The sequence below is a fragment of the Streptomyces sp. SGAir0957 genome (genome assembly GCF_043523415.1).
In genome coordinates this window covers 7560381-7577067 of the sequence record NZ_CP027293.1, presented here as the reverse complement: position 1 = coordinate 7577067, position 16687 = coordinate 7560381, and the positions used below count along the sequence as shown (strand labels likewise).

The following is a 16687-nucleotide window of genomic DNA, read 5'->3' as shown; positions in this document are numbered from 1 at the left end:
GCTAGTCGTCCACCGCCGACTCCATGGAGGTCACATCGAACATCCCGTCCAGCTCGGCGAGGGCGGCGACCAGTTCGGGGACGTCCGCCGCGCCCTCGATCTCCATGCGGACGGCCATCGTGCCGGGGCGGTCGGGGGCCTGGTCCCAGTCGGTGCGGTCGGTGCGGAGTTCGACGACGCGGAAGCCGCGGCGCGTGCACTGTTCCAGGACGCGGGTCAGGACGCTGTCGCCGACCCGGTAGGACAGGTGCAGGCCCGAGCGGCGCTCGGCGGTCAGGGACGGGACGCGCCGGGTCAGCCAGGGGTAGCCCCGGACGACCAGGAAGTGGCAGGCGGTCGCGGCGAGGGCGAGCAACGGGAGGCCGCCGCCGCAGGCCATCCCTATGGCACAGGTCAGCCAGACCGTCGCGGCCGTGGTGAGGCCCCGTACGGCGTCCCGCCGGACGAAGATGAGCCCGCCGCCGATGAATCCGATGCCGGAGACGATCTGCGCGGCGACGCGGGACGGGTCGAACGACACGCCCTCCAGGGCCAGCACGGAGTTGAACCCGTGCTGCGACACCTCCATGAACAGGGCGCTGCCGACCCCGACGAGCGTGTGTGTGCGCAGGCCCGCGCTCTTCTGCTGCACGGCGCGCTCCGCACCGATCAGCGTGGACAGGACAAGCGCGAGACCCAACTCGGCGAGCTGCCGAGCCCCTTGGCCCGCCGCGGGGTCGAACAGGGGAACCGCGAGCGACGACAAAGGCGGATGCCTCCCTTCCGGAACATGGATCGAGACCTTCTCGCATGTGCCCCGGCCAGGTGATCCGCGGCTCACACGAGGCTAGCTCTGCCCGCTTGGAGACGGATTGTCAGACCCGTGCGCAAGAGTGGGAACCATGAATGGGACCAGGGACTTCGATCAGCAGGACCGCAGGCCGACGAGGAACCACGAGCTGGCGGCGGCACAGGCCTGCCTGCGGCTGCTGCACACCGCGCGCGCCGCACTCTCCGGCACAGAGCCGCCGGCCACCGCGTCCGTACTGGCGGTGCCCATCGCGGAGGCCGACGAGGCGCTGAGCCGGGCGGGCCTCGCGGGCAACGAGGCGTGGCTGCTCGAGCGGATCTACGACCTGGGCGTGGAGCCGCGTGCGCACTAGGATCCGAAGGCCGTCGAGCGCGGGGGTCTTCGACGGGCCGGTTCCCGGGCCCGGCACGCTCCCCGCGCCGGCCCGCCCTCGTGCCGGCCCGCCCCGCGCCGGCCCGCCCCCGCGTCAGGAGCCCCGCATGACCTCGCCATCAGCCGACGCAGCGCACTCCACCACCACCTCCGCCCCGTCCGGCGGGGCGTACCGCCTCGACCCCGCCGGTGGCTGCCCGCACGCACTCAACGCACGGTTGCGGCAGCAGGGTGGCGCCGTCGCCCCGGTCCTGCTCCCGGGGGACGTGCCGGGTGCGCTCGTCCTCGGCCACGACGCGCTCCGGGAGTTCCTGGCCCACCCCGACGTCGCCAAGGACGCCCGGCACTTCACCGCATTGGCGGACGGCCGGATCCCGCCCGGCTGGCCGCTGCGCACGTTCGCGACGGTGCGCGGGATGACGACGGCGGACGGCGAGGACCACCGGCGGCTGCGGTCCCTGGTGAGCCGCGCTTTCACGGCCCGCCGCGTGGAGGCGCTGCGGCCGCGCGTCGAGCGGATCGTGGACGAACTGCTCGACGGGGTGGCCCGGGAGGCGGCCGCCGAGGGCGTCGTGGAACTCCGCTCCCGGTTCGCGCTGCCGCTCCCGATGCGCGTCATCTGCGAACTGTTCGGCGTCGACGAGGAGTTCCGGGACCGCCTGCACCATCTGTCGAGCCAGGTCGTCTCCACGGGCACGACCCCGCAGGAGGCGCTCGCCGCGAACAAGGAGATGGTGGCCGTGCTCGCGCAGGTCGCCGCCGCGCGGGCGCAGGCGCCGGGGGACGATCTCACCAGCGGCCTCATAGCGGCGCGCGAGGAGGACGGCGACCGGCTCGGTCAGGAGGAGCTGATCGGCACGCTCATCCTGTTCGTCGTCGCCGGGCACGAGACGACGCTCAACCTGATCACGAACGCCGTGCGGGCGCTGTGCGGCCACCGCGACCAGCTCGCCCTGGTGCAGGACGCAACCGCCACCTGGGGCGACGTGGTGGAGGAGACCCTGCGCTGGGACAGCCCCGTCAGCTACTTCCCGTTCCGCTATCCGACCCGGGACCTCACTGTCGACGGCACGGTGATCCCGCGCGGCACCCCTGTGCTCGCCGGCTACTCGGGCGCGGGCCGCGACCCGGCGGCCCACGGCCCGGACGCCGACCGCTTCGACCTCACCCGCCCGGGGCGCGGCCGCCACCTCTCGCTCGGCCACGGCGCCCACTACTGCCTGGGCGCACCCCTGGCCCGCCTGGAGGCGACGGTCGCCCTGGAGCGGCTGTTCACCCGGTTCCCCGCCCTCGACCTCGCCGTGCCGGACGAGGAGCTGCCCGCGCACGCGGGTTTCGTCGGCAACAGCGTCCGCCGCCTGCCGGTCCGCCCGGGACCCGAGGCGCCGGCGCCCCAGCCCTGAGCCCCAGTTCCAGCCCCAGCCCTTCAGGAGACCGTCCCCATGGAGCGACCGCGCATCGACGCCTACCTGGCCCGCATCGGCGCGGAGCGCCCCGCCGCCCCGACGGGCGCCGCGCTGCGCGCCCTGCACCTGGCGCACCTGCGCACCGTGCCGTTCGAGAACCTCTCCGTGCACCTCGGTGAGGACATCACGCTCGACGCGGACGCGCTCGTCGCCAAGCTGGTCGACCGGCGGCGCGGCGGCTTCTGCTACGAGCTCAACGGGGCGTTCGCCGCCCTGCTCACCGCCCTCGGTTTCGAGGTGACGCTGTTGCAGGCGCGGGCGGCGGGCGAGGGCGGCCGGTTCGGCATCCCGTACGACCATCTCGCCCTGCGCGTGCGCGACAGCGCGGGCACCGACTGGCTAGCCGACATCGGTTTCGGCACGCACACCCACTTCCCGCTGCGGTACGGGGAGCGCGGCGACCAGGCCGACCCCGGCGGCGTCTTCCGCGTGGAGGACGCCGCCGGGGGCGATCTGCTCGTGCTGCGCGACGGGCAGCCGCAGTACCTGCTCGACCAGCGCCCGCGCGCGCTGCGGGACTTCGAGGCGGGCGCCTGGTACCACCGCACCTCCCCCGCTTCCCACTTCACCCGCTCCCTGGTCTGTTCGCTGCTGACGCAGGAGGGACGGATCACCCTCAGCGGTCATACGCTCACCACGACGGTCGCCGCGGAGCGCACCCGCACCGAGCTGCCCACGGACTCCGCCGTACGCGACGTCTACGACCAGTACTTCGGCATCGCCCTCGACCGTCTCCCACCGGAACCGGACAGCACCGAGGGCTGACCCCGCCCCGCGCCCGCTGGTTATGCTGCGGCCGAAGCGTTCACCGAAGCGCTCAAACGAACAGTGCCAGCGAGGGGGCCCCACCATGCGCGAACCGGTCGATCTCAGGCGGCAGCGGATTCTCGCCGTCGTGCAGTCGCGCGGCGCGACCCGGGTCAGCGACCTCGCCGCCGAACTCGCGGTGTCGGTGGTGACGCTCCGCCGTGACGTGGAGGAGCTGGCCCGGGAGGGCAAGCTGCGCCGCGGCCACGGCGTGGCACGCCCGGTGCTGCCCGAGACGGAGCAGCCCGCCGCGCCCGCGGCGCCGCCCCAGGCGGACGGCGGCCCGGTCGCCCTCGTCGTGCCCGAGCGCCACGCCTACCTGTACGAGACGCTGCACGGCGCCCGCACCGCCTTCGAGGAGGCCGGTGTGCGCATCGCGCTGCACATAGCCCCGACCGCCCCGGGCGCCGAACAGCCGATCGTGGAGCGGGCGTTGGCGGAGGGCGCGCGGGGACTGCTCATCGCGCCGCGCTGGCGCAGCCGCGCCATGGAGGAGGCGGACTACGCCTGGCTGGCCCGGCTCGACGTGCCCGCCGTGGTGATGGAGCGCAGGCCGCGGCGCGGCAGCGCGCTGCACGCCCTGGACACGGTCTGCACGGACCACTGGTACGGCATCCACCTCGCCGTGGAGCACCTGACGGGCCTCGGCCATCGCCGTATCGTGCTGGCCGCGCGCGACGACAGCCCGACGGCGCGGGCCCTGCGCGCGGCGTTCACCGGCATCGCGGCCGACCACCCGGACGTCGACACGTGGGCGATCGCTCTCAGCTCCCCGGGCGCGGCCTCCGACCCGGGGGCGGAGAGCACCGGGAAGGACGTCGAACTTCCGGCTCTGCTGGCCGAGTTGGGGGCGACCGCCGCCGTCCTGCACGGTGACGTGGACGCGCTGATGCTGGTGCAGTCGTTGCGCGACAGCGGCGTACGAGTCCCCGAGGACTGCTCGGTGATCGCGTACGACGACGTGGTCGCCGCGCTCGGCAGCACGCCGCTGACGGCCGTGTCGCCGCCCAAGGCGGACGTCGGTCGGGCCGCCGCGGAGCTGCTTCTGCGCCGGCTCCAGGACCCGGTGCCGGGGCGCGCCGGGGGCCCGGTGCGGCGGATGGAGCTGCTGCCCACGCTGGAGGTCCGCGGGTCCACGCAGGCCCCGGCCGCCGTGACCGCAACGCAGCCCCTCGCGTGAGCGTTTGACCGTTTCATTTTCTTCTGATCGATCTATTGACCGTGACCGCTCAGCCGATCAGGATTCCCGTGACTCGAACACGCAGGAGCCGCGGGAGGCGCCCATGCCTGGTCGACAGAGCCGTCGATCCGTGCTCGCCGCGATCACCGCGCTGCCGCTGACGGGCGCCCTGAGCGCCTGCAGCGGAAACGGCAGCGCGTCATCCGGGAGCAGCAGCAAGTCCGGTACCACCAGCACCAAGGGCACGACCACGATCACGTTCTGGTCCTCGCTGCGCGGCAGCCAGGAAGTGGTCGACGCGTTCAACAGGACCCATGACCACATCCGGGTCGACTACGAACAGATCCCCTCCGGCGGACAGGGCGGGTATCTGAAGATCAGCAACGCGGCGCGGGCGGGCAACGCCCCCGACATCGTCACCATCGAGTACCCGCAGCTCCCGGGCTTCGCGATCGACGGTGTCGCCCGGGACATCACCTCGCTGATCAGCGCGGACCTGCGGGCGAAGCTGCTGCCCCAGTCCCTGGCCCAGACCACGTTCGAGGAACGCGCGTACAGCGTGCCGCTCGACATAGAGCCGATGGTGATGCACTACCGCGAGGACCTCTTCGCGAAGTACGGCCTCGACGTCCCCGGCACGTGGGACGAGTACATGGAGCTGGCGCGCAAGGTGCGCCGTACGGGCGGGGGCCGCCGGGTCGGCACGTTCCCGACGGACGGCATGACGCAGTTCGCCGCCTGGTCCTGGCAGGCCGGCGCGCAGTGGTTCGACACGTCGAAGGGCGCGTGGAACGTCTCCATGGCGGACGCGCCGACCCGCAAGGTGGCCGCGTACTGGCAGCGCCTCATCGACGAGAAGCTCGTGTACGTCAACTCCTCCACGGCCCGCGTCTACGACGCGCAGATCGGCAACAGCCTGATCCTGACCCGGCTGAGCGGCGCCTGGGACGCGGGCGCGCAGATGAACGCGCGCCCCGAGCAGAAGGGCAGGTGGCGTATCGCCCCGCTCCCCCAGTGGACCCCGGACAAGCCCTCGCTCGGCACGCACGGCGGCTCGACGTTCGCGGTGACGAAGGACAGCAGGCATCCGGAGGCCGCGATGGAGTTCATCGAGTGGCAGGTCTCCCACCCGGACGCCCTGAAAGCCCGGCTCTCCAGCGGCGCGAGCAGCCAGTACCCGGCGGCGACCGGGCTGATCGGTGTGGGCCGCGCCGCGTTCGACCGCGCGTACTACGGCGGCCAGGACATCTACACCCTCTTCGAGCAGGAGGCGCAAAAGATCGACGACGGCTGGGTGTGGGGCCCGCGCATGTCCGCGACGGCCTCGGTCATGCAGGACGCCTTCGCGCGCGCGGGTGCCGGATCGGGCAGCCTGCTGTCCTCCGTGCGCGCCGCGCAGGACGGCACGATGCCGGACCTGAAGGCGCTCGGCCTCGCCACCACCCAGCACTCCTCGTGAAGCGCCCGCACCCCGAAAGGCAGGTGACCCCATGACCGCGACCACCCATGCCCCCGCCGCGCCGCCCGCGCCGCGGGAGTCGGCCGACGCCGCCGGGCGCAAGGCGCACCAGGCGGCCAGACGCCGCCGCAACGGTGCGGCGGGCGTCCTCATGACGCCGTTCTTCGTCCTCCTCGTCCTGGTCTTCCTCATCCCGGTCGGCACGGCGGTGTGGCTGAGCTTCTTCAGCGACGACCAGCCCGGCCTCGGCTTCGGCGCGGAGCGCAGGGTCTTCGTCGGCCTTCGCTCGTACGCCGCCGTGCTCACCGACCCGACGTTCCTGTCGGGGCTCGGCACGGTCGCGCTGTACTGCGTGATCTACATCCCGCTGATGGTGCTCGGCTCGCTCGCGCTCGCGCTGCTGCTCGACTCGGGCGTCGTACGGCTGCGCGCCTCGGCCCAGCTGGGCCTGTTCCTGCCGCACGCCGTGCCCGGCATCATCGCCTCGCTGATCTGGCTGTACCTCTACACGCCCGGCATCAGCCCGATCATCGACATCCTCGGCAAGGCCGACATCACCGTCGACTTCCTCGGCCTGCACACCACGCTGCCGTCGATCGTGAACATCGCCCTGTGGAGCAATCTCGGCTACAACATGGTCGTCTTCTACGCGGCCTTGCAGGCGGTTCCGCGTGAGGTCCTGGAGGCGTCCGTGGTCGACGGCGCGGGACCGGTGCGCACCGCGCTCCAGGTGAAGGCGCCGCTGGTGCGCTCCTCCATCGTCATGGTCGCGATGTTCACGCTGATCTGGGCGCTGCAACTGTTCACCGAGCCGATGCTGCTCCACCAGTCGTCGCAGATGATCAACTCGCGGTTCTCGCCGAGCATGTACATCTACGACGCGGCGTTCAACCGCAACAACTACTCCCTCGCGGCCGCCGCCTCGGTGATCCTCCTGATCCTGACGATCGCCCTCTCCTACGGCGTCACCCGCTGGACCAACCGCGTCGACTCGGCCGAGGAGAACGCCCGATGAGCACAGTCGCGTCCGGAAACCCCGCCCTGCTGCGCCCGCGCCTGCTCGGCCGCGCCACCGTCAACGCGGTCGTCGCGATCTCCGTCCTGTACACCCTGCTGCCGGTCCTCTGGCTGGTCCTCGCCGCGTCGAAGTCCCGCGACGCGCTCTTCAGCAGCAACATCCTGTCCTTCAGCGACTTCTCGCCGGTCCAGAACGTCAAGGACCTGTTCGCGATGGACGGCGGCCTCTACAGCCGCTGGTACGGCAACAGCCTCCTGTACGCCGTCGTGGGCGCCGCGATCGGCGCGCTGATCAGCGTCGCCTGCGGGTACGCCTTCGACAAGTACCACTTCCGGCACAAGGAGAAGCTGTTCGGCCTGGTCCTGGCCGCGGTCATGGTGCCGCAGACGGTGCTCGCGCTGCCGCTGTACCTGATCGCGTCCGCGACCGGCGTCGTCAACACCTTCTGGTCGGTGTTCGTCCCGGTCCTGTTCAACCCGTTCGGCGTGTACCTGGGCCGGATCTTCGCGCAGGGCTATGTGCCGAACGAGGTCCTGGAGGCGGCCAGGGTCGACGGCGCCGGCGAGCTGACCACGTACGTCAAGGTCGCCCTGCGCATGCTCGGGCCCGGCCTGATCACGGTGTTCCTCTTCCAGCTGACCGCCATCTGGAACAACTTCTTCCTGCCGATGGTGATGCTGTCGAACCAGGACCTCTATCCGGTCAGCCTGGGCCTCTACCAGTGGAACAGCCAGGCGTCCGTCTCTCCCGAGTACTACCCGGTGGTGATCATGGGTTCGCTTCTCGCGGTCCTCCCCCTCATTCTCGCCTTCGTCCTCCTCCAGCGGTTCTGGCGCTCCGGCCTGACGGCGGGGGCGGTCAAGTGAGCCGGCCCCGCGTGGCGCTCGCCATGTCCCCCCAGGCCGCGGCGGCCGTCTTCACGCCGCGGTCCGTGGCCGCGCTCCGAGGCGTCTGCGACCTGGCGCCGCTCCCCGCCCTGGACGACCTGACGACCGTACGGGCGAAGGAGATCCTCGCCGACGTGGAGGTCCTGGTCACCGGCTGGGGCTGCCCGCCCCTCGACGCGGACGTCCTGGCCGCCGCCCCGCACCTCGAAGCTGTGGTGCACGCGGCCGGTTCGGTGCGCGGGCACGTCACCGACGCCTGCTGGGAACGCGGCCTCCAGGTCACCTCGGCGGCGGCCGCCAACGCGCTGCCCGTCGCCGAGTACACCCTCGCCATGCTCCTCCTGCACGGCAAGCACGTCCTGGAGCGCGCCCGCGACTACCGGCGGGACCGCGCCCGCGACGCCTGGCTGCTGACCCCGCACGAGGTGGGCAACTACCGGCGCACCGTCGGCCTCCTCTCGGCCTCCCTGATCGGCCGCCGCGTCATCGAGCTGCTCCGCCCCTTCGACTACGAGGTCCTGCTCCACGACCCGTACGTCAGCGGGGCCGAAGCCGCCGAACTCGGCGTGGAGTGGGTCGAACTGCCCGACCTGTTCACCCGCAGCGACCTCCTGAGCGTCCATACGCCGCTGCTCCCGGCCACCCGCGGCCTCGTCAGCCGCGACCTGCTCGTCTCCATGCGGCCCGGCGCCACCCTCATCAACACCTCGCGCGGCGCCGTCGTCGACCAGGACGCACTCACCGACGTGGTCCGCGCGGGCCGCGTCCGGGCCGTCCTCGACGTCACCGACCCCGAGGTCCTGCCCGCGGACCACCCGCTGTGGGACTGCCCCGGCGCGCTCATCACCCCGCACCTCGCCGGATCGCAGGGCAGCGAGTGGGAGCGGCTCGCCGACACGGCCGTCGGCGAGGTGGCGCGCTGGGCCGCGGGCGACGGTTTCGCCCATCCCGTACGACGCGAAAGGCTGGCGTTCCTCGCATGAGCGTTCCTGGTGGCAAGGCAGTACCGTTCGACCTTCCCGACGAGGACCGGGCGCTGAGCCCGTACACCGGCTACACCCGCGCCCACTGGGAGGCCGTCGCCGACGGGCTGCTCACCGCCGCCTGGCGCCGGGCCACCCCCGAGGGCGCCCTCCTCGACCTGCCGGGCCGCCCGTCCGCGTCGGGCGTCCGCTCGGACGGCCTCGAAGGCTACGCCCGTACGTTCCTGGCGGCCGGGTTCCGGATCGCGGGCGCCGACGGCAAGGACCCGCACCACCTCCTGGAGCGGTACGCGAGCGGCCTCACCGCCGGCACCCGTACGCCCGGCGCCGACGACGCCGAGTCGTGGCCGCTGATCCTCGACCACCACGTGCAGGGCCAGCCGATGGTCGAGTCCGCGTCGGTGGCGCTCGGCCTCATGCTGACCCGCCCATGGCTGTGGGACCGGCTCGACGGCGACGTACAGGACCGCGCCGAACAGTGGCTGCGCGGCGCGATCGACCACACGCCCGCCCCGAACAACTGGTACCTGTTCCCCTTCATGGTGGCGTCGTTCCTGGAGTCGGTGGGCCGGGGCGACGCGGCCACCGCCCGCGCGACGGAGCGCGCGCTGTACCTGATGGAGACCTGGTACCGGGGCGACGGCTGGTACGCGGACGGCGACGGCCGCGCCTTCGACCACTACAACGGCTGGGCCCTGCACCTGTACCCGATGCTCCACGCCCACCTGTCGGGCGACACCGTGCTCGTCGAGCGCTTCGGCCCCCGCCTGCGCGAGCACCTGGAAAGCTTCTCCCTGCTCTTCGGCGGGGACGGGGCACCCATCCACTTCGGGCGCTCGCTCACCTACCGCTTCGCCGCGTCGGCGGCGGTCGGCGCGGGCGCGGTCACCGGCCACACCCCGCTCTCCCCCGGTGCCTCGCGCCGCCTCATCAGCGGCAACCTGCGCTACTTCCTCGACCGGGGCGGCGTCACCGACGACGGCCTGCTCAGCCTCGGCTGGCACGGCCCGCACACCGCCACCCTCCAGCCGTACTCGGGGCCCGCGTCCCCGTACTGGGCGTCGAAGGGCTTCGTCGCCCTGCTCGCACCGCAGGACGCTCCGCTGTGGACCGCGACCGAGGAAGCCGCCCCCGTCGAGGGCGCCGACCGGGTCCTCGCCCTGCCCGCGCCCGGCCTGCTCGTGCAGTCGACGCGGGACGACGGGATCGTCCGCCTCCACAACCACGGCAGCGACCATGTGCGGCCGCACGAGGGCGAGTCCGCCGCGCAGGACGACCCGCTGTACGGGCGCCACGCGTACTCCACGCACACCGGGCCCACCTCCCGCGCCAACATCGCCGACAACCATCTGTCGGTGGAGGTCGGGGGCGCCGCGAGCGTACGACGCCGGATCCACCCGCTCGGCGCGGAGCACGGGGACGGCTGGGGCTGGGCCGCGTCATGGCACCGGCCCGTCTTCCCGTCGGGGCCGCCGATGGTGCCGGGGCTCCGCGTGGAGAGCGTGACCGTGGTGCGGGGCCGCTACGAGGTGCGGGTGCACCGGGTCGTGGGGGCGCCGCACGGGGCCCGGGTGTCCCTCACCGGGTGGGCGGCGGATGCGGTCCGCTCCGAGCTGGTGGGGTTGTACGGGTGGGAGTCGCGGGATGCCGTGCGGGCGCCTGAGGGGACGGCGTTCGAGCCGTGGGTGCGCGTGCCTCGGCTTTCGGCCGGTGTCGAGGGGGACGGGGTTTTTGTGGCGCTGGCCTGCCTTGGCGGGGAGTCCGATTCCGGGCTCGCCGACATAGTGGCCGACGTCCATGTGCAGGACGCGGAGTTGACTGTGCGGTGGGCCGATGGGTTCGAGACCTTCGTGGCGTACGAGCCGCTGCGCGTTCAGTGCGGCTGAGTGGGGGCTGGTCGCGCAGTTCCCCGCGCCCCTAGGAGGTCTTGCACAGCCGGGGCGTAACGCGTGACCACCTCCTCTATGTCCGCGGTCCGCACATGCGGGCCGCGGGCGATCCCGTACATGACGCCCAGACCCAGGAGCATCGACACCGCCAGTTCGGCGCGCAGGCCCGCGTCCTCGCCGGGGAGGCGTTGTGCCAGGCGGCCGCTGACCTGGGAGCGGAAGTTGGCGCGGAGGATCTCGCCCTGTTCGCCGTGGAGCGGGGCGAAGACGATGCGCAGGATGGGGTCGGCGCCGCGTTCGGCCTGGCCGGTGAGGACCTGGCGGACCATGTGGGCGCCCAGGTTCTCCAGCGGCGCGTCGAGGAACGTCTCCACGTCCGCCTCGAAGTTCATGACACCGGAGAACAAGGCGTCCTTGTTGCCGAAGTACTTGAGGATGAGGGGCGGGCTGACCCCGGCCCGTTCGGCGATCGCCTTGAGCGTGATGTCGCCGTGCGCGTGCCGGGCGAGCAGGTGCCGGGCCGCCTTCATGATGGCCGCCTTGGTCGCCTCCGCGTCGCCGCGTCCGGCGCGGGACGCCCGTTCACCCGCGTACGCCGTGCTCATCGTCCTACGCTCCCTTCGTCGACGCCGCCTGGACGGGGACCGGCGCGGCCGCGCCCTCCCGCGCGGTGTCGGACGGGACCGCGAGGGCGACGGCCGTGGCCACGAGCGCGACCGTACCCGCCATGGCGAAGGCGAGCTGATAGTCGGACAGGGTGGGTACGTCGGCGCCGCCCACGCGCGTGGTGTGGTGGACGAGGACGGCGGCGACGGCCGCGCTGGAGACGGCCTGGCCGATGGTGCGCATCAGGACGTTGACACCGTTCGCGGAGGCCGTCGCGTGGGAGGGGACCGCGCGCAGGATCAGTGTCGGCAGCGCCGAGTAGGCGAGGGTGGTGCCGGTCGACACGACGGCCGCGCCGACAAGAATGACCCACAGGTCGGTGCTGTCGGCGATGCGGACGGCGTAGCCGAGGGCCAGGACGACGCCGCCGACGGCGAGGGTGGTGCGGGGGCCGCGGGCGGCGGAGACGCGGGCGGAGACCGGGGAGAACAGCAGCATGATGACGCCGCTGGGCAGCATGACCAGGCCGGTCGCGACGATGGACAGGCCGAGGCCGTAGCCGGTGGCGACGGGAGCCTGCACGAGCTGGGCGGTGACCAGTGAGTTGGCGTAGAAGGCGAAGCCGGTGAAGAGCGCGGCTATGTGCGGCAGTCCGACGCGGCGCCCCGCGGCGAGGCGCAGGTCCACCAGAGGGCGGGCGGTGCGGAGCTGGTGCCAGGCCCAGAGGGCGAGGGTCACCGCCGCGCCCGCGAACACACCGATGACGCGGGCGCTGCCCCAGCCCCACTGCCCGCCCTGCGAGACGCCGAGCAGCAGGCAGATCAGGCCCGCGGCCAGGCCGGCCGTGCCGAGGGCGTCGAAGCGGCCCGGTGACCGGACGGGCGACTCGCGCACCGCCCACCAGGCGAGCGCCAGGCCGAGCGCGCCGAGGGCGCCGGTCGCCCAGAACATGGCGTGCCAGTTCGCGTACTGCACGATCAGCGCGGCGAGCGGCAGCCCGAGGGCGGCGCCGACACCGACCGTGGAGCTCATCAGGGCGACGGCGGAGCCGGTGCGGTGCGGCGGGAGTTCGTCGCGCAGGATGCTGATGGACAGCGGCACGACGGCCGCGGCGGCGCCCTGCAAGGCGCGGGCCGCGATCAGGACGCGGATGTCGGAGGTCAGCGCGCAGAGCACCGAGCCGACGGTCATCAGGCCGAGCGCGATCAGCAGCACGCGGCGCTTGCCGTACATGTCACCGGCCCGGCCGAGCACCGGGGTGAGGACCGCGCCCGCCAGGAGCGTCGCGGTGACCATCCACGAGACGGCCGCGGGGGACGCGCCGGTCAGCCGGGGAAGGTCGGGCAGGAGCGGCACGACGACGGTCTGCATGACGGCCATGAGGATGCCGCCGAAGGCGAGCACGGGCACGGTGAGGCGCTCGCGCAGGCGCGGCGGCCCGGGCGCGGGGTCTGCTGCCGGGGCCGGAGCCGGGTCCGGTGCGGGATCCGGTATCGGGGCGGGTGCGGCGTCCATGGGGCTCCTGCCGGGGGCGGCGGGCGGGCGGCCCGGCGCGTCGGGACGGGACGAGCGGGTGAATCGGCATTCACCCGCTCGGTGAATGAGTATTCACCACCCGGGGGCCCGCTGTCTGCGCCGCACCGGGCCTCTTGACCGTCCCTCCACCGCCGCCCGGGCGGTCCGGTGGCGCCGCGCGGAACCGCCCGTGCCTGCGGTGCGCGCCGCGTCCGGGTGATACTGCCGGTCATGACCTCGACTGACGCGCTGCGCTTCGGACTTGTCGGCACCGGCCCCTGGGCCCGGCGGACCCACGCCCCCGCGCTCGCCGCCCATCCGCACACCGAGTTCACCGGCGTCTGGGGGCGCCGCCCGGAGGCCGCCGCCGAACTCGCCGCCGAGCACTCCACGACCGCGTACGACGACGTGGACGCGCTCTTCGCGGCGTGCGACGCCGTGGCGTTCGCCGTGCCGCCGGACGTGCAGGCGCCGCTCGCGGCCCGCGCCGCGGCCGCCGGCTGCCATCTGCTGCTCGACAAGCCCCTCGCCACCGAGCCGGAGGCGGCGCGGGCGGTCGTGGCCGCCGTGGACGCGGCGGGCGTCGCCTCGGCCGTCTTCTGCACGCTGCGCTACGCACCCGCCCCCGCCGCCTGGATCGCCGAACAGGCATCCGTGGACGGCTGGTTCACCGGGCGCGCCGACTGGTACGGCAGCCTCTACACGCCCGGTGACGACGCCGAGGTGCGGGCCTCCACACCGTGGCGCGCCGAACGCGGCGCCCTGTGGGACGTGGGCCCGCACGCCCTGTCGGTGCTCCTGCCGATCCTCGGTGACGTGGAGGCGCTGACGGCGCGGAGCGGTCCGGGCGACACCGTGCACCTGGTGATGGCGCACGCGTCCGGCGCCTCCAGCACGGCGACGCTGAGCCTGACGACGCCCAAGGCGGCCGGCGGGACGGCGGTGGAACTGCGCGGCACGGCCGGGGTCTTCACTATGCCGGCGGGCGGCACCGCCCCGGAGTCCTTCGCCGTGGCCATCGACGTCCTGCGCGAGTCGGCGCGCACCGGCACCCCCGCCCCCTGCGACGCCCGCTTCGGCCTGCGCATCACGGAGATCCTCGCCGGGGCGGAGCGCTCCCTGCAGTACTGAGATCCGCTCGTGCGGCGGGCCGCTTACGCTGATGACCATGCCGCTCCAGATCAGCGCCACCAACCCCGAGCACCCGGTGCTCCTGCTCGCCCTGCCCTGGCACATCCCGCTGGAGGAGTGGCCGCAGGAGTACCTCGTGCCGCTGCCGCGCGGCATCTCGCGGCACGTGGTGCGCTACGCGCGCGCGGGTGACGAGGTCGTCGCCGTGAAGGAGCTGGCGGAGCGGCCCGCGCTGCGCGAGTACGAACTGCTGCGCACCCTCGACCGGATCGGCATCCCCGCGGTCGACCCGCTGGCCGTGGTCACGGGCCGCGAGCAGCCCGACGGCACCCCGCTCGAACCGGTCCTGATCACCCGGCACCTCGGCGGCTCCCAGCCCTACCGGTCCATGTTCGAGACGACGATGCGCCCGACGACCGTGCACCGGCTGATGGACGCCCTCGCCGTGCTCCTGGTCCGGCTGCACCTCGCCGGTTTCGCCTGGGGCGACTGCTCGCTCTCCAACACCCTGTTCCGGCGGGACGCGGGCGCGTACGCCGCCTACCTCGTGGACGCCGAGACCGGCGAGCTGCACCCGAGACTCAGCGACGGGCAGCGGGAGTACGACATCGATCTGGCCCGCGTGAACATCAGCGGCGAGATGCTCGACCTGGAGGCGTCCGGGGCGCTGCACCCGTCGATCGACCCCATCGAGTTCGGCACGGAGATAGGCCAGCGCTACACCGACCTGTGGAGCGAGCTGACCCGTACGTCGGTGTACCCGGCGGGCAAGCACCACTACATGGAGCGCCGCATCCGCCGCCTCAACGACCTGGGCTTCGACGTCGCCGAGATGCAGATCTCCCGCTCCCCGCACGGCGACACCGTCACGTTCGTGCCGAAGGTCGTCGACGCGGGCCACCACCAGCGGCAACTCCTGCGCCTCACCGGCATGGACGCGGAGGAGAACCAGGCGCGGCGGCTCCTGAGCGACCTGGAGAGCTGGATGGCGACCCAGGAGGACGCGCGGGACGCCCGCCCCGAGGTCCTCGCCCACCGGTGGGTGCGCGACGTGTTCCGGCCGACGGTCCGCGCGGTCCGCGACCGGATCCCGACCCCGGTCGACCCGGCCGAGCTCTACCACGAGTTGCTCGAACACCGCTGGTATCTGTCCGAGCGCGCGCAGCACGACATCGGCCTGGACGCCGCGGCGGAGGACTACGTACGCACCAGGCTCACGTCGGAATGAGGCGCTGCCGGTGTCGGAGACCGGGCGCGGTCGGTGTGCGGGCCGCAGTACCGGGCGCGGCCGGTGCCGTGGCCGCTACGTAATGGCGAGTGACGGCACCGACCGCAGCCAGTGACCCCCGGGAACCGCTCGCGTCAAGAGAGGGACGTGCGTCGTTGCAACGCATTTTCCGGCCACATCGAACAAATTAGGTGGCCCGGTCCCGCCTCTCTTCCACGAACAGCCCGAAGGCTCGTGAGTTACCCGACGCCGGGAAATTTCGGCCATTTTCGAGCGGCCGGGCACAGGTGCCCCATCACTGTGTCCACATGCTCACAGACGATGAAACCGGCAGGTGGGTAACCCCGCGCCACTCATCATGACGGACCGTCTGATCGTTTTCTTCGGGCAATGTTTATTACCAAAGGCGATGGGAGTATTTAGACTGCTCACGCTCAACTCGGCGTGTACGAAGAGGGATTACCCACCATGAACAAGAAGGCGCTCCGCGCCCTGCTCCGTGAACGGCGCGCCCTCATAGCTCCCGAGTCCCACGGCTTCACCCGCCCCACGGGCCAGGGCCGGCGCGCGCCCGGCCTCTCGCAGCATCAGGTCGACCAGTTGCTGCACCGCACCCTCGGGACATATCACCGGCTGGAATCGGGCAGCTACCCGAGCCCGCCGGCCGAGCTGCTGCGCGACGTGGCCCGCCTGTTCGGCCTCAACGAGCAGGAATGGGTCCTGCTCTGCCGCTACGCCCTCCTCCAGGATCCACCCGGCCCGCTCTATCTCTCCTCCGGCAAGGAGGTGCCCGGCGTCTGGCAGGAGGCGGTCGACGGCATCAAACACATCGCCTATGTCTCCGACGCCTCCTGGGACCTGCTCGCCTGCAACGAGGCCTTCACGGAACTCTTCCCCGACCGGCGGCCCCCGCAGAACACCATGCGCTGGATGCTCCTCGACCAGCACGCGCGGAACATGCTGACGGACTGGACGACCGCGTGGGCGCCGCTGCTGCTTCCCCAGCTGCGGGCGGCCCTGGCCGCGCGCCCCGACGACGACACCCTGCGCCAGATCGAGAAGGAGGTCCTGTCCGACCCGGAGGCGGCGCCGATCTACGAGGCGGGCGGCTCGGCCATCCACCCCGACGGCGACGAACGCCCGCTCCTGCACGCCCGGTTGGGTCCGGGCTGGGCGACCATGTGCGCGGCACAGCCGCTCACCACCCCCGGAGCGCGCCTGATGATCCTGGTCTTCCATCCCGGCGTCCGGCGCGCGCATCCCCGTATGCCCGCGCTCCAGGCGGGGTGACTCTCCCACCTTCAACCATCGCCCGTGGTGACGTAGGTTGACCTGGCCCCCCACACCCCCTACAGC

15 protein-coding genes are annotated in these 16687 nt (G+C 72.7%); 12 read left to right on the top strand and 3 right to left on the bottom strand.

The features are described 5' to 3' along the window. Nucleotide 1: 1 nt before the first annotated feature. On the bottom strand, nt 2-745 hold the full coding sequence (locus C1N81_RS39215; RefSeq protein WP_394436164.1) for an MgtC/SapB family protein: 744 nt from the start codon (nt 743-745) through the stop codon (nt 2-4). 136 nt (nt 746-881) lie between these two features. On the opposite strand from C1N81_RS39215, the gene C1N81_RS39210 reads away from it, so the two are divergent. The 9 genes from C1N81_RS39210 to C1N81_RS39170 all read left to right on the top strand — a co-directional run bounded on the left by C1N81_RS39210 (nt 882) and on the right by C1N81_RS39170 (nt 10848). Beyond that, complete coding sequence (locus C1N81_RS39210) at nt 882-1142, top strand: hypothetical protein (protein ID WP_394436163.1); 261 nt, start codon at nt 882-884, stop codon at nt 1140-1142. Nucleotides 1143-1269: 127 nt separating this feature from the next. After that, nucleotides 1270-2565 (top strand): cytochrome P450 family protein, encoded by a 1296-nt coding sequence (locus C1N81_RS39205; RefSeq protein ID WP_394436162.1) that lies wholly within the window; start codon nt 1270-1272, stop codon nt 2563-2565. Between the two features lie 39 nt (nt 2566-2604). Then, nucleotides 2605-3393, top strand: a complete 789-nt coding sequence (locus C1N81_RS39200; protein ID WP_394436161.1) for an arylamine N-acetyltransferase family protein — start codon at nt 2605-2607, stop codon at nt 3391-3393. An 85-nt stretch (nt 3394-3478) separates the two neighbouring features. Continuing rightward, nucleotides 3479-4615 (top strand): substrate-binding domain-containing protein, encoded by a 1137-nt coding sequence (locus C1N81_RS39195; protein ID WP_394436160.1) that lies wholly within the window; start codon nt 3479-3481, stop codon nt 4613-4615. 103 nt (nt 4616-4718) lie between these two features. Next, nucleotides 4719-6074, top strand: a complete 1356-nt coding sequence (locus C1N81_RS39190; RefSeq protein ID WP_394436159.1) for an ABC transporter substrate-binding protein — start codon at nt 4719-4721, stop codon at nt 6072-6074. A 31-nt stretch (nt 6075-6105) separates the two neighbouring features. Beyond that, a complete protein-coding gene (locus C1N81_RS39185; RefSeq protein WP_394436158.1) occupies nt 6106-7089 on the top strand; it encodes a carbohydrate ABC transporter permease in 984 nt (327 codons plus the stop codon). After that, complete coding sequence (locus tag C1N81_RS39180; RefSeq protein WP_394436157.1) at nt 7086-7958, top strand: carbohydrate ABC transporter permease; 873 nt, start codon at nt 7086-7088, stop codon at nt 7956-7958. Before C1N81_RS39185 ends, C1N81_RS39180 begins: the two co-directional genes overlap by 4 nt. A 23-nt stretch (nt 7959-7981) precedes the next feature. Continuing rightward, the gene (locus C1N81_RS39175; protein ID WP_394438535.1) at nt 7982-8962 is read left to right on the top strand and encodes a hydroxyacid dehydrogenase; all 981 of its coding nucleotides are present in this window, start codon (nt 7982-7984) and stop codon (nt 8960-8962) included. After that, a complete protein-coding gene (locus C1N81_RS39170; RefSeq protein WP_394436156.1) occupies nt 8959-10848 on the top strand; it encodes a DUF2264 domain-containing protein in 1890 nt (629 codons plus the stop codon). Before C1N81_RS39175 ends, C1N81_RS39170 begins: the two co-directional genes overlap by 4 nt. Here the strand turns inward: C1N81_RS39170 and C1N81_RS39165 are convergent. Then, on the bottom strand, nt 10836-11456 hold the full coding sequence (locus tag C1N81_RS39165) for a TetR/AcrR family transcriptional regulator (RefSeq protein WP_394436155.1): 621 nt from the start codon (nt 11454-11456) through the stop codon (nt 10836-10838). The genes C1N81_RS39170 and C1N81_RS39165 overlap by 13 nt on opposite strands. A 4-nt stretch (nt 11457-11460) precedes the next feature. Further along, nucleotides 11461-12972, bottom strand: coding sequence for an MFS transporter (locus C1N81_RS39160; RefSeq protein ID WP_394436154.1), 1512 nt, complete (start codon nt 12970-12972; stop codon nt 11461-11463). 231 nt (nt 12973-13203) lie between these two features. Between C1N81_RS39160 and C1N81_RS39155 the strand changes: the two genes are divergently transcribed. From C1N81_RS39155 to C1N81_RS39145, 3 genes are all read left to right on the top strand, one after another. Beyond that, on the top strand, nt 13204-14103 hold the full coding sequence (locus tag C1N81_RS39155; protein ID WP_394436153.1) for a Gfo/Idh/MocA family protein: 900 nt from the start codon (nt 13204-13206) through the stop codon (nt 14101-14103). Nucleotides 14104-14140: 37 nt separating this feature from the next. After that, nucleotides 14141-15331: a DUF4032 domain-containing protein gene (locus C1N81_RS39150; RefSeq protein WP_394436152.1), complete on the top strand. Its 1191-nt coding sequence runs from the start codon at nt 14141-14143 to the stop codon at nt 15329-15331. Between the two features lie 468 nt (nt 15332-15799). Then, nucleotides 15800-16621, top strand: a complete 822-nt coding sequence (locus C1N81_RS39145; protein ID WP_394436151.1) for an MmyB family transcriptional regulator — start codon at nt 15800-15802, stop codon at nt 16619-16621. Nucleotides 16622-16687: the final 66 nt, after the last annotated feature.